At 34.9% G+C, this 13,648-nt stretch carries 11 protein-coding genes and 1 pseudogene; 7 read left to right on the top strand and 5 right to left on the bottom strand.

Annotated elements, in window-relative coordinates; genetic code table 11:
* Window positions 1-30: 30 nt before the first annotated feature.
* Window positions 31-1,475 (top strand): annotated as a pseudogene (locus ABYT26_RS01765) (IS1182 family transposase).
* 225 nt (window positions 1,476-1,700) lie between these two features.
* On the opposite strand, the gene ABYT26_RS01770 reads toward ABYT26_RS01765, so the two are convergent.
* Window positions 1,701-2,612, bottom strand: a complete 912-nt coding sequence (locus ABYT26_RS01770) for a proline dehydrogenase family protein (RefSeq protein ID WP_372751167.1) — start codon at window positions 2,610-2,612, stop codon at window positions 1,701-1,703.
* Window positions 2,613-2,926: 314 nt separating this feature from the next.
* On the opposite strand from ABYT26_RS01770, the gene ABYT26_RS01775 reads away from it, so the two are divergent.
* Window positions 2,927-3,517 (top strand): OmpH family outer membrane protein, encoded by a 591-nt coding sequence (locus ABYT26_RS01775; RefSeq protein WP_372751168.1) that lies wholly within the window; start codon window positions 2,927-2,929, stop codon window positions 3,515-3,517.
* A gap of 211 nt (window positions 3,518-3,728) precedes the next feature.
* Window positions 3,729-5,012, top strand: a complete 1,284-nt coding sequence (locus ABYT26_RS01780; RefSeq protein WP_372751169.1) for a glycosyltransferase family 2 protein — start codon at window positions 3,729-3,731, stop codon at window positions 5,010-5,012.
* An 18-nt stretch (window positions 5,013-5,030) separates the two neighbouring features.
* On the opposite strand, the gene ABYT26_RS01785 is transcribed toward ABYT26_RS01780, so the two are convergent.
* From ABYT26_RS01785 to ABYT26_RS01795, 3 genes are all read right to left on the bottom strand, one after another.
* Window positions 5,031-5,339, bottom strand: a complete 309-nt coding sequence (locus tag ABYT26_RS01785) for a septum formation initiator family protein (protein ID WP_372751170.1) — start codon at window positions 5,337-5,339, stop codon at window positions 5,031-5,033.
* A 282-nt stretch (window positions 5,340-5,621) separates the two neighbouring features.
* Window positions 5,622-7,253, bottom strand: a complete 1,632-nt coding sequence (pruA, locus tag ABYT26_RS01790) for an L-glutamate gamma-semialdehyde dehydrogenase (RefSeq protein WP_372751171.1) — start codon at window positions 7,251-7,253, stop codon at window positions 5,622-5,624.
* Between the two features lie 326 nt (window positions 7,254-7,579).
* Window positions 7,580-7,930 (bottom strand): Na+/H+ antiporter NhaC family protein, encoded by a 351-nt coding sequence (locus tag ABYT26_RS01795; protein WP_372751172.1) that lies wholly within the window; start codon window positions 7,928-7,930, stop codon window positions 7,580-7,582.
* Window positions 7,931-8,264: 334 nt separating this feature from the next.
* Here ABYT26_RS01795 and ABYT26_RS01800 point away from each other — a divergent pair, with 334 nt between their 5' ends.
* From ABYT26_RS01800 to ABYT26_RS01810, 3 genes are read left to right on the top strand one after another with little or no spacing between them, the layout of a single operon-like run.
* Window positions 8,265-8,921, top strand: coding sequence for a hypothetical protein (locus ABYT26_RS01800; protein WP_372751173.1), 657 nt, complete (start codon window positions 8,265-8,267; stop codon window positions 8,919-8,921).
* A 13-nt stretch (window positions 8,922-8,934) separates the two neighbouring features.
* Entirely contained in the window at window positions 8,935-9,993 is a 1,059-nt protein-coding gene (locus tag ABYT26_RS01805) for a sensor histidine kinase (RefSeq protein WP_372751174.1), read from the top strand.
* Window positions 9,986-10,690: a LytR/AlgR family response regulator transcription factor gene (locus ABYT26_RS01810; protein ID WP_372751175.1), complete on the top strand. Its 705-nt coding sequence runs from the start codon at window positions 9,986-9,988 to the stop codon at window positions 10,688-10,690. Before ABYT26_RS01805 ends, ABYT26_RS01810 begins: the two co-directional genes overlap by 8 nt.
* 103 nt (window positions 10,691-10,793) lie before the next feature.
* Here the strand turns inward: ABYT26_RS01810 and ABYT26_RS01815 are convergent, their stop codons facing one another.
* Window positions 10,794-12,083, bottom strand: coding sequence for a DUF5103 domain-containing protein (locus ABYT26_RS01815; RefSeq protein ID WP_372751177.1), 1,290 nt, complete (start codon window positions 12,081-12,083; stop codon window positions 10,794-10,796).
* Between the two features lie 206 nt (window positions 12,084-12,289).
* On the opposite strand from ABYT26_RS01815, the gene ABYT26_RS01820 reads away from it, so the two are divergent.
* Complete coding sequence (locus tag ABYT26_RS01820) at window positions 12,290-13,645, top strand: Na(+)-translocating NADH-quinone reductase subunit A (protein WP_372751178.1); 1,356 nt, start codon at window positions 12,290-12,292, stop codon at window positions 13,643-13,645.
* Window positions 13,646-13,648: the final 3 nt, after the last annotated feature.

Consider the following 13,648-nt stretch of genomic DNA (forward strand, 5'->3'; position numbering starts at 1 on the left):
TTTGTATGTAGATTTTTCAAATAACTTCTCATGTTAGCACAACAACAAAGCATATCATTTAGCTTCCATTCGGGCTTATACGACCTCATTATTCCCAAGGATAATATCCTGAGACAAATAAACGATTTGATTGATTTTACATTTATCTATGATGAGTTGTCCTCTAAATATTGTCAGGATAATGGGCGTACAGCAGAGAGTCCAATAAGGTTGTTTAAGTACCTCTTACTAAAAGTTATTTATAACGTTTCGGACGTAGATGTGGTTGAACGTTCAAGATTTGACATGTCGTTTAAGTACTTTTTAGGTATGGCTCCTGAGGAGGATGTAATTAATCCAAGTACGTTAACAAAATTTCGTCGTTTGCGACTTAAGGATACAGATTTGTTAAATCTTCTCATTGGCAAAACTGTTTCTATTGCTGTAGAAAAAGGAATAATCAAATCCACCTCTATTATTGTAGATGCTACTCATACAAAAAGTAGATGCAATCCCTTGTCTCCTATAGAAGTGTTAAAAGAAAGAGCAAAGTTGCTTCGAAAAATGATCTATAGTTTAGATGAAGATATAAAAGAGCAATTACCACACAAGAACACAAATGATAATTTAGAGTTAGAACTAAGCTACTGTTTAGATTTAGTGGATTTCATTTCTAAAAACGATGTCATTTCCAACTACCCAAAAGTAAAAGAAAAAATAAATCATCTTCAAGAAACCATAGAAGATACCCAGCACAAGTATACTTTATCGAAAGATGAAGATGCACGGATTGGTCACAAATCAACTGATTCTTCTTTTTTCGGTTATAAAAGTCATATTGGAATGACAGAAGAGCGTATCATAACAGCTGCAGTAATAACTTCCGGCGAAAAAGGCGATGGTCCTTTGCTACCTGAAATCATAGAGCAAAGCATTCAAAACGGAATGGAAAAAGTAGACACTGTTATTGGAGATTCTGCCTACTCTGGAAAAAGCAATTTAGTTTATGGAAAAGAAAATGGCATACAAATAGTATCAAAATTAAACCCGGCAATTACACAAGGCTTTAGAAGGAGGAAGACAAGTTTGAATTCAATAAAGATGCTGATATGTTTGTTTGTCCCGCTGGACATATGGCTATACGAAAAGCAAAGCAAGGAGCTAAAAAGACAAATCAAGCAATAGCCTACTATTTTGATGTCGAAAAATGCAAAGTCTGTTCACAAAGAGCAGGATGTTATAAAGATGGAGCCAAGAGTAAGTCATATTCGGTTACAATAAACTCTAAAGAACATGAAAAACAGGTCGAGTTTCAGAACTCAGAAATTTTCAAAGAAAAATCAAAACATCGTTATAAGATAGAAGCTAAAAATGGAGAACTTAAAAATTCTCATGGTTTTGATCGGGCCACTTCATATGGTCTGGATTGCATGCAAATGCAAGGAGCATTGACAATATTTGCAGTAAATCTGAAAAGAATACTGAAACTAATGTAGGTACAGCACATTATAAAGTGCATTTTACCCAAACTGAACCATTTCTGCCCATTTTCCACCATTTAGAGCTAATCAAATATTAATCTCATAAAAAAACAAAGAAGGTAACATGTAGGTGTTTAGCCTATAAATTACCTTCTTTAATTTTTTTACTATCCTAAAACAGATAGTTTTTCTGTGGCCTCTGATTGTTCACCGCCTTTTTTTGCAAAATGAGGAAGATTCCTATCCTCTATGAAATAAAGCCTTTATTATTAACATTGCCATTTTTGGATTTTCTTTTAATCTTCGGGTCGAATAGCCAAACCAATCTTTTCCAAAGGGAACGTAAACCCTCATGTTGTGGCCTTTGTCAAGAATCATTTTTCTAAGTTCTGGTGTAACGCCATAAAGCATCTGAAATTCATATTTTTCCTTAGAGACTTTGTATTTTTCGATTAATGCAAAGGCTGGTTCTATCAAATTTTTATCGTGAGTAGCAATTCCTGGAAAGATATTATTTTGGAACATAAACTCTAGTCCTTTTAAATAATTTGCATTGATTTCTTCGTATTTTTTATAGGCTAATTTTTCGGGTTCTACATAAATTCCTTTGCAAAGACGATAGTTTAATTTTGAACTTCCATTTTGCAGATCCATCATGTTACTTATATCAGTAAGAGTTCTTCTCAAATAGGCCTGGACTACTAATCCAACATGCTTTGGGAACTCAGCTTTTAATCTTCTAAAGAGCTTTATTTCTTTATCCACACAGGATGAATCTTCCATGTCTATGCGAATGAAATTGTTGTGTTCGGCAGCTTTTTCCACAATGGTTCTGACATTTTGATAACAAATTTCTTCATCAATCAGCAAACCAAAAAAAGTCGGTTTTACCGAGTAATTTCCATCAATTTTGTTTTCCTCAAAAGCATCAATGATTTTCAAATAGGCTTCTTTGTTTTCAGTGGCCTGATGTAGATCTTTGATAAATTCACCAAGCAAGTCGATTGTCACTTTTATTCCTTCTTTATTGAGCTCTTTTGAAGCCAAAATAGCTTCCTCTATGCTCTCGCCGGCAATGTATCTTTTAGAGAAAATCCAAACGAACTTTTGGGGCATGTAGGGAAGGGTAGCTGCTATTAATTTATTAAACATTGGGCTTATATTTAAATGGGTATTTGGGTTAAATATTGTAAGCAATGTAAATAGTATTGTAAATAAAAAGAATGACCTTTATCAGCAATCATTATTTGTTGTGCTTTAATAAATAAGGAATGTTAAATTTGATGAGACAGTATTTTTTTGTCTCCTTTTTAAGCTTATATTTGCTAGGAAAAATCGAAAAACATTAATTCTACCTATAATTGGGCATGTATTTCGGAAGCTCTCAAAATACTCATTCGTTCTTCTGATCTAATTATGCTGAAGGAAAGGGTACTTTTTTTGAATAATTAAAACTTAAAATACCTATGAAAAATTTATCTATTGCTTTAAATGCAGTATTAATTGTTGCAGTTGGAATTCTTTACGTACTTCATTTTTCGAATTCAACAGGCGATTCAAAAAATGTTAAATCGGTTGCTGGCGAAGGTGCCGTTGTATATTTGAATACTGATTCCTTACTAATTAACTATAATTTTTCTCGCGATTTAAACGAGAAATTCTTAAAAAAACAAGAGGATTCGAGAACAGACTTTAATTTTAAAGCACAGAAATTAGAGAAAGAAGCAACAGAGTTTCAGCGTAAGGTACAAAATGGTGGTTTTTTAAGTCGTGAGAGAGCTGAAGAAGCTCAACGTGTTTTAATTGGGAAACAACAAAATTTGCAACAATTAGATCGAGAGCTTTCTAATAAACTAGTGGGCGAGCAACAAGCAAATAGCAGAAGATTATTGGATAGTGTTAGCAATTATTTGAAAATTTACAATGCATCACATAACTACAGTGTAATTTTGAGCACAACAAAAGGTGGAAACGTATTGTTTTCGAAAGATGGTTTGGATATTACACAGGATATTATTGATGGTTTAAATAGTAGATATACTGCAGAAGCCAAATAAGTACTAAAAATATACAAGTAAGGGCAGATAAGCGCAAGCGATCTGCCCTTACTTGTATATCTTTGTATTTTATAAATTTGAGTCATCCTATTCGAAAAAATCAATTGCAGGCTGCAACATATTTTACCCTCTAATTTTCCTTTAACCAATTAAAGAATGATTAGAAGATTTTCTTGTCTCAAATTTCATTTCTAACATTTAAACGAACTGCATGGCTTTCGCTGATAAATACTTAAAAAAGCAAGGACTGTATCCAGACTATATAACAAGTCCAGTTTCTGACGACTTGAATCTAATTGTGACAATTCCTTGTTTTAACGAACCCGATTTGCTTACCAGTTTGGAGTCGTTGTGGAATTGCGAACGTGCAAATGGAAAAGTAGAGGTTTTGGTAATTGTGAATTCAGGAGAGTTAGCAAGTCAGGATGTACTGGATCAGAATCAGAAAACAATTGCTGAAGCGAATTCTTGGATGGAGACACATCAGGATGAGAAGTTAAAGTTTTACCTGATTCATCAGCCTAATTTGCCCAAGAAGTTTGCTGGCGTAGGCTTGGCTCGAAAAATCGTCATGGATGAAGCGCTTAGGCGATTTAATAAAATTAATAAATCCAACGGAATCATTACTGGTTTCGATGCAGACTCTACTTGCGATACCAGCTATTTTGTTGAGATCGAAAAGATGTTCAAAAAGCACCCAAAAGCCAACGGAGCAAATATTTTTTATGAGCACCCTTTGGAAGGAACTGATTTTGAACAGCCAATTTACGATGCCATTGCTCAGTATGAATTGTACTTACGTTACTACATGCTAGCCATGCGTTTTGCTGGTCATCCACATGCATATCACACTGTTGGTTCTAGTTTTGCAGTTTCAGCTAAGGCTTACCAAATGCAAGGAGGAATGAATCGTCGTCAAGCCGGTGAAGATTTTTATTTTCTGCAGAAAATTATTGCTTTGGGAAAATTTTACGAGATCAAAACCACTCGGGTGATTCCTTCGCCTAGAGAATCGAATCGAGTTCCTTTTGGCACCGGAAAGGCAATTACCAATTTTATGGAAGAGGGAATTAGCGATTATCAAACCTATAACTATTCTGCATTTAAAGAGCTGAAAGTGCTTTTCGATCGGGTTGATCAATTTTATAAGGTAGACTACGAAACCTATTTGCACAAATTAATCGTTGATCTTCCAGGACCTGTTCGTTCCTATTTAAAAGAAGATGCTTTTTTTGAAGCTTTGGATGAAATAAACCGAAACTGTTCTAGTTTGGAAGCATTCCGCAAGAAATTTTTTGCTGCTTTTAATGCATTTAAAGTGCTAAAGTATATGAATAATGTGCACGAACAATTTATCGATGAGGAGAGCATTGTGGTGTGTGCAAAATTATTATTAGCCGATTTAGGAGTAGAAACCAAAGGAATATATTCGGCAAAAGAATTGTTAGGAATTTATCGAGAGTATGAGAAGAATCCGAAAGAAATTAGCAATTAAATAGAAGCTTTGGCTTTCTTAATCTTCCTCTATAAGAATAAAGATATCTTCATTCTCTTTCTTCATTAAATATTGTTCGCGAGCAAACTTTTCCAGGTTTTCCTTGTTGGTTTTCAGCTCGTGAATGCGATTCTTATCATTTTCAATTTTTTCGATAAAGTAGGCTTTTTCTTTTTCTAAGGATTCAATGGTGCTTTCATTTCCTCTTCGATCCCATATGGAGTGCTGATCGAAAAAATATAGCCATAAATAAAAGATCAGGAAGGTGATTACGTATTTGTTACGTAAGATTTTTAGTGCAATATTTTGGATTTGCTTTTGATTCATTCTGTTTTTATTTCAGGCTAAATTACAAAGAATATGTGAGAGTCTGAAAGGCGAATAGACGAAAAGTAAATGAGTAAATGTCTAAGATATTTATTTTTAGGATCTCGAGTAGGTTTCTTAAAAGTGGATGATGGAATTTATTTGCTGATTCTGCTTTGGAAATAGAAAAACAAACTAACTGTTTTTGGAAATAAAAAACGATCGAAGAGAACTCCGATCGTTTTACCCAATGTATAAATTTGCTTTGATCTTTGAGAGATCAAGTTATTGTAAACTATTTTGCTAGTCTTCTAAAAAGTTAGGATACATGTAATTGGTAGCCGGAACAAAGGTTTCTTTAATGGTACGAGGAGAAACCCAACGCAATAGGTTGATCATAGAACCCGCTTTATCGTTAGTTCCTGAACCTCTACCACCACCAAAAGGTTGTTGTCCTACAACAGCACCAGTTGGTTTATCATTAATATAAAAGTTACCTGCTGTGTGCGTTAAACGTTTTGTTAATTTTTCAATTGCGTAACGAGAATCGGCAAAAATGGCACCTGTTAAAGCGTACATTGAACCTTTGTCTAAAATGTCAAGTGTTTCATCTATCTGATCATCTTCGTAAACAAAAATAGTAAGTATAGGTCCAAACAATTCTTCTCTCATGGTGATGTAATCGGATTTTTTGGCACGAATAATAGTTGGTGCAATAAAATAGCCAACCGATTTGTCGTAAGTACCACCGGCCACAATCTCGGCATCTGGAGAAGCTTTAGCTGCATCAATAGCTGCGGCTAATTTGTCGAAAGAAGTTTCATCGATTACGGCATTCACAAAATTGGTGAAGTCTTCGGTTCCTCCCATTTTAATTGTCTTCATATCCTCTTGAACAAAAGCCATAACTTCTTCGTACTTGCTTGCGGGAATAAAAGCTCTTGAAGCTGCCGAACATTTCTGACCTTGGAATTCGAAAGCACCACGAGTAATAGCTGTTGCTACATCTTTAGCAGGAGCCGATGGGTGCATGAAAATATAATCTTTACCACCAGTTTCTCCTACAATACGTGGATAGGATTTGAATTTATGAATGTTCTCTCCAATGTTCTTCCAAATATTTTGGAACACAGCTGTTGATCCTGTAAAGTGAATTCCTGCAAAGTCTGGAGAGCTGAATAGAACTTCTGACGCGGCAGGACCCGATACGTAAACCAGATTGATAACTCCATCAGGAACACCCGCTTTTTTGAAGATTTCCATAAGAACTCGAGCAGAGTAAACAGCTGTTTTTGATGGTTTCCAAACAATACAGTTTCCCATCATAGCCGGAGCTGTAGGTAAGTTACCTGCAATAGCTGTAAAGTTGAAAGGAGTCAATGCAAATACAAATCCTTCCAATGGACGCTGCTCAACACGATTCCAAATACCTTTTGAGGAAACAGGTTGTTGCTTGTAAATATCAGTCATGTACTGAACGTTGAAACGCAAAAAATCTGCAATTTCGCAAGCTGAATCAATTTCTGCCTGAAATGCATTTTTCGACTGTCCCAGCATAGTAGCTGCATTCAGTTTCTGACGGTAGGGGCCAGAAATTAATTCAGCCGCTTTCAAGAAAATCGCAGCTCGATGTTCCCAGGCCATTGCTTCCCAAGCAGGTTTGGCAGCCAAAGCAGCATCAATGGCCATTTGAATGTGTTTTTTCTCACCCTGATGATAATGTCCCAGTAAGTGTTGATGATCGTGAGGAGGAGTCATGGCAAACAGATTGCCCGTACGAACCTCTTTGCCACCAATAAACATAGGCACATCGATTACTTCGGAACGCATTTTTTTAATTGTTGCCTGCAATTCAGCCCTCTCTGGAGAACCTGGAGCGTATGATAAGATTGGCTCGTTTGTAGCAGTTGGAACATTGTATATACCTTTTGGCATGATGCTGTATTTTTAAGGGTTATTTCTTGCTTTTATTTTCACTCTGAACAAATGTAAAAAAAAAGCATTTATTCTTTTATGAGTATTATCATGACTTGCAAAATCCTTAAAAACCAAATACAATTAATAGTCTTTTTTAGTTTATGGCTGATTTTTCTGTAAAATCGGACAGTTTTCTAATTTTGATATTGAGGTAGGCCATGGCAATGGTCATTATTGGGCTAATAATATTGAAAAAGCAAAAAGGAGCGAAGGCAAGAGTAGCTAAGCCCAAAGCTCCACATGTATTCTAGGGAACCAAAACAGAGGTCACAGTTCCGGTATCTTCAAGTGTTCGGCGTAAAAACTTCTGGTTTTAAATCCTGATCTTTGTACGATTTGGAAAACATACGACCGGTAACTACAATGGAAATATATTGATCGGAAGCGGTAAGGTTCAGAAATCCACAACTGGCAACAGTGGTTGTTACCAGCGATCCTTGCGAATGAACAGCTTTCAACATGGTTTCGGTAATTTTATGCAGAATTCCAGCTGTTTCCAGGATACCACTAAAAACCATGGCGGTAAGAATCAGCCAAATGGTATTGAGCATTCCTGCCATTCCTCCGGTAGAGAGTAAATCCTTAATGGTTTCATTTTGTACAGGAATACTTACATCTGTAAAGATGGATTGCATAACCGTATGGTTGGAGGCTTGCAAGTAGGAACTGCAGCCCGAAATCTGATAATATTATGGGGTTGAAGAATAATGGCGAAAACACCACTTAAAATGGTTTTGGTTAATAGTGGGCTGTGATTACGAAATTTTGGGTAAAGGCGTTAAATCGTGTGACTTTTCGTTGCTGAATGACATTGTACAGAGAACGAAATCGTAAAATTTGCAGAATGTAACGAATGGTAGCTGTCAGCTATCGAAAATTTTTCATATTTGAATGTGGGTTCTCTTATTTTACTTCAGATAATGGTCATCTCCGCGGATAGCCAAATTGTTTTACAAATAATAAATGGTCATGAAAACTAAATATTTTAAATTAAGCTGTTTGTTTCTGTTCATTCTTTTTGCAACTCAATCTTGTGTTGTGAGTTCATTGCATCCTCTTTATACAGATAGTGATAGAGTACATCTGGATGATCTTGATGGTGTATGGATAGATGAAGATCACGAGATAATTGAAATCAAAACAATTGTAGATTCTACAGAGAGCGATAAAACTGAGCAGTTCTTCTTTAATCCTGTTTTAAGAAAGCATTATCAAATTACAGTAAGATCAAAAAAAGAGAAAAATGCTGTTTTTGATGGTAGACTTTCTAAATTAGATGGGAATTATTTTCTAGATCTTATACCCAATGAAAAATTTTTGGAGAAGAATTTAGATAATATAAATCTTATCGGTCTTGTAGTGCCAATGCATGCATTGTTTAAATTGCAAATAAAAGATGATCAGTTGATTTTGGACGGCATTGGTAATGATGTTTTTGAGAAGTTAATTGATGAAAATAAAATTAGAATTGATTACATAAAGCGTGGAGATAGAATTGTTCTTACATCCAAAACATCTGATCTCCAAAAATTTCTGATTAAGTTTTCTGATGATAAGATGTTTAATGATCCTAAAAAAGCTTTGATATTGAAACGAATAGAAGATTTAGATTTTAAGTCTGAGTAAGATTGATATTAAAATGATTAATAGATTTGCAGCGATACCGAAGAGTTTAGTTCAAAATAGAATACTACAACATATTCTGTTTTGGCTTTGCTCATTTTCTGTTTTGGTTCAGTTTTTTGCCTTAGAGAATCAGATTACGGATATTGATATTGTATACACTTTGCTTTTTCATATCAGTTTAGTTTTCGGAGTTTATGTGAACACGGCAGTATTAATCAGGTTTTTATTGAAAAAGGAAAAATATGCATTGTATTTGATCAGTGTTTTCTGTCTGTGGTATTTTGTAGCCCTTATGAATCAGTTTACATTCGAAAAGTTGAGCGATTGGATTGTACCTGATTATCTGTTTATTTCCTCTTACAGTTTTGAAGATTTACTAAAATTCAGTTTCGTTTATCTAGCTTTAAGCACTCTTTTAAAAATGTCAAAGTTTGGTTTTTATGCCTTAGAAGCGCAAAAAGCTTTAGAAGTAGTAAAGCGAGAACAGGCGGAGTTGGAATTAAATGTTTTAAAGTCAAATATTAATCCTCATTTTCTATTCAACAATCTGAATTCTTTGTATGCTCTATCGCGCAAGCATGCGAAAGAAACGCCAGAATATATTTTAAAGCTTTCGGATTTGATGCGTTACATGATTTATGAAACAAAAGGGCGAACGGTGTCTCTCGAAAATGAGATCAATTATATTAGCAATTACTTGGATTTGCAAAAGCTGAGATGTAATTCCGATATCAACATTAATTATACCATTCAGGGTGAAGTGGGTTCCCAGCAAATTGTTCCTTTTCTTTTCATTCCTTTTATCGAGAATAGTTTTAAACATGGAGGTGCAAATCAATCCAATTCTAATTTAATTGATTTACAAATTTGTGTAGAAGAGAAAAATATTAGCATGATTTTAACAAATACTATTGCTGATAAAAAAAATAGGAACATTGGTAAAGTAGGTGGATTTGGAATCGATAATGTGAAGAAACGATTAAATTCTCACTATCCAGAAAGACATGAATTGACGCTCGCTGTAAGGCAGGATCAATTTAAAGTAAAACTTAAACTAGATCTAAATGAATAGTCAAGAAGAAAATGTGTTTACTTGTCTGATTGTGGAAGATGAACCTTTGTCGCAAGAAATATTAGAATCCTATCTTCAGGATTGTCCGCAGCTAAAATTAGTGGCAAGCTGTAAGGATGCATTAGAGGCCAATCAGATTTTTTTACGGGAAAGAATAGATCTGTTATTTTTAGATATCAATATGCCCAAATTAAATGGGATAGATTGGCTAAAGAGTTTGGAGAGTGCGCCTATGGTAATTTTCACAACGGCTTATCCCGAGCATGCTGTTGAAGGATTCAATTTGAATGCCTTGGATTATCTTTTGAAACCATTTTCGTTTGAACGTTTTTTAAAATCAGTAAATAAATTTCTTGAATTGAAAATGGATAGGAGGGTGGAAGTAGATACTCCAGAAGAAAGTATTTTGGTGAAATCGAATCGAAAAACTTTTTTACTAAGGCCTTCGGAATTAAATTTTATAGAATCGGAAGGAGACTATTTAAAACTGTATCGCGATGAGGATTGTATCATGATTCATGAAACCTTAAAAAGTTTTCAAACCAAATTACCTGCTAGTGTATTTTTACGAGTTCACCGATCCTTTATTATTAATCTTGCAAAGATTGATTACTTGGAAGGAAATCAGGTTTGCATCAGGAATAAAATGGTTCCTATTGCAAATACCTATCGCGAAGATTTAAAAAGTAGGATTTAAAATCTTTTTAAATCAAACATCTGAATGGAAAAATTCTCATTCAGTAATAATTAGATGAATTCATTTTTTTTAGAAGCGTAATTTATGTGATTGCATAAATCATTTAAAATTTAGCGGTTGAGTTGATGGTTTTGTATCCAATCAGTCTGTCGTAATTCCCCGCAAATTCATGGTAGTAGACATAAATGGTGTATTCATTTTCTGTTTGCCAATGGTTCCCTTCTATGTAGTGAAGGTCTGGCACTTGTTTGCCATTTTCGAGTAAAGCATACTGATAGTTATAGTATCCTTGTTTTAGGAAAATGGTTTTTTGATAGCATTTAGCTCGGAAATTGTACACCATTTTGTTGATATCGGAACACTGCCAATTGCAAAAATTACCATACACATATAAGTCACCATGTTTTATTTCATCATCGAAAGGCAGATAAAAGGTAACGTAGCTGTAGTCTGCTTCGGTGTTAGGTTCGTCGGATTCTTGCACATCAATTAAATATCGACCATTAATGTCGCGATCGTAAATGTATCGATCGAATTGGCGAATATGGCCTGGAACAAGGTGTACATGAGTTTGTCCGTCTCGATTGCTAATTTCTTGAATGGAACTGGTTTGATATCTCAAGCTTTTTAAATCGAAATTGCGGAATTCATTGCCGCCAGGAAATGTGTTTTGGGATTTATCGGTAAAAACGAGTTCATTTTTTCGGATAAAAAGAGGTTTTAGCTTTTTTTGGCTTCCATCGAAACGCTTGTTTTGAGTTAAAATAACTTTTAAGTCGCCTTGCGGATTGTCGATTTTGAAGTTGGGGTGCCAGATACTAAAATTTAGTTCCTGATGAGTATTTCTATTAGAAATAGCAGCTGGTTGTTTTACCTCGCCAGTAATTTCTATTTCAGTATCAAATATTTTAAAGCGTTGTCGTATAATTACCTTATCGGGATCGAAATCTTCATAAACCTCCAAAATATAATTTCCCGATAAACGAAGTTGAATGTCTTCATTGGGGATTTGTAAGGAATAATGTATGTAGTTTACATTGGTATTAAAGGATCGTTCGTAGTCCTGAATTTGATTTTCCATGAAACCATCTAAATAATCGAACTGACTCAAGTTTGAATTCTGCCAATCTGCAGTACAATGAATTATTCGGTACGAGTAATCCTGAATATTTTCTTCAATTTCATCAAAGGAAAAAAGGAGTTGGTTGGTGCTGTTTAATTCAATTATAGGTTCTGTTAAGGCCCAATCTGACGGGTACATCTGTACAGTACATATGTTCTTTTTCTTTATTTCGTTGAAATAAGTAGTATTGACTGGGTGTTTTTGCCCAAATATCATCACTGGAAGTATAAGAAACACAATGTTTATGGGGATAATGAAGAATTTATTCATGTTATAAATGTAAGTGTTGGTTAAAAATAGACCAAAGGACTTCAAAAATACAAAATTGCTTTATATATTTGTGTTCGAATTTTTTACATACTGCGAATTAGTTTTTGGGTACTACAAAGTAACAGAAAAGTGTTCGGAGTAAACATTGTGAATTAGAGATTAAATTAGTTATTTTGACGCAAATTAATAAATTCAAATAGTTTAACATGTCTGAAGTTAAGAAGATCAAAAAAGGCTTAGATATTAAGCTGGCAGGAAAGGCTGAGAAAGTACTTGAAAAAGCTGATCGCTCTGAGACATACGCAATTAAACCATCCAACTTCCCCGGATTAACACCTAAATTAAAAGTAAAGGTTGATACTGAAGTGAAAGCAGGAGATCCCCTGTTTTTCGATAAGTATTGCCCCGAAATTAATTTTGCTTCTCCGGTTAGTGGTAAGGTTGTTGCCGTAAATCGTGGCGAGCGCAGAAGAATTTTAGAAGTAGTGATTCAAGCGGATTCTGAAATTCAATACCAAGAGTTTAAAAAAGCAGATCCCAATGGACTTTCTCGTGAGGAGATAAAAGAAGAGATGTTGAAAAGTGGCCTTTGGGCATTTGTACGTCAACGTCCTTATGATGTAATTGCAAAGCCGAAAGATACGCCTAAAGCAATTTTCATTTCGGCCTTCGATACAGCACCTTTGGCTGCCGACATCGATTACCTTTTAGAGGGAGAATCGGAAGCATTTCAGGCAGGTATAGATGCACTTGCAAAATTAACAGATGGAAAGGTTCATGTAAATATCAATCCTACTGTCAATCAAAGCAAAATGTTTTGTGAGGCTAAAAACGTTGAAATAAACCAATTCACAGGAACTCACCCTGCAGGAAATGTGGGCGTTCAAATTCATCACTTAAGCCCGATGAATAAAGGTGAAATAGCTTGGGTTATTCGTCCGCAAGAAGTGGTTTATATCGGAAAATTATTCTTAAAAGGCATTTACGATGTAAGTCGTAAAATTGCTCTTTGTGGTTCCGAGGTAAAAACACCTTGTTATTTCGAGATCATTCAAGGTAGTTCGGTACGTAATATCCTAAAAGGGAAATTGAAAGACGACGAGAAAATTCGTGTTATTTCAGGAAATGTTTTAACAGGATCACAAATCTCTGAAGATGGATTCTTAGACTTCTATGATTCACAAATTACCGTTATTCCAGAGGGAGATAAATTTGAATTTTTAGGTTGGGCCCTGCCTGGTTTGCAAAAATTCTCAATGTCGAAAACTTTCTTTTCCTGGTTAATGCCAAATAAAGAATACCGTTTGGATGCTAATTTACATGGAGAGCATCGTGCTTTTGTAATGACTGGTGAATACGATAAGGTATTGCCAATGGATGTGCTTCCACAACAACTAATTAAATCCATCATGATTGAAGATATTGATCAAATGGAACAGTTGGGGATTTACGAAGTTGCTCCTGAAGATCTTGCTTTATGCGAGTTTGTATGTACATCGAAAATTAATGTGCAGGATTTGGTTCGCAAAGGAATTGATCTGATGATTAAAGAAATGAGCTAAGAA

The sequence above is a fragment of the Labilibaculum sp. genome (assembly GCF_041595635.1).
Classification (GTDB): domain Bacteria; phylum Bacteroidota; class Bacteroidia; order Bacteroidales; family Marinifilaceae; genus Labilibaculum.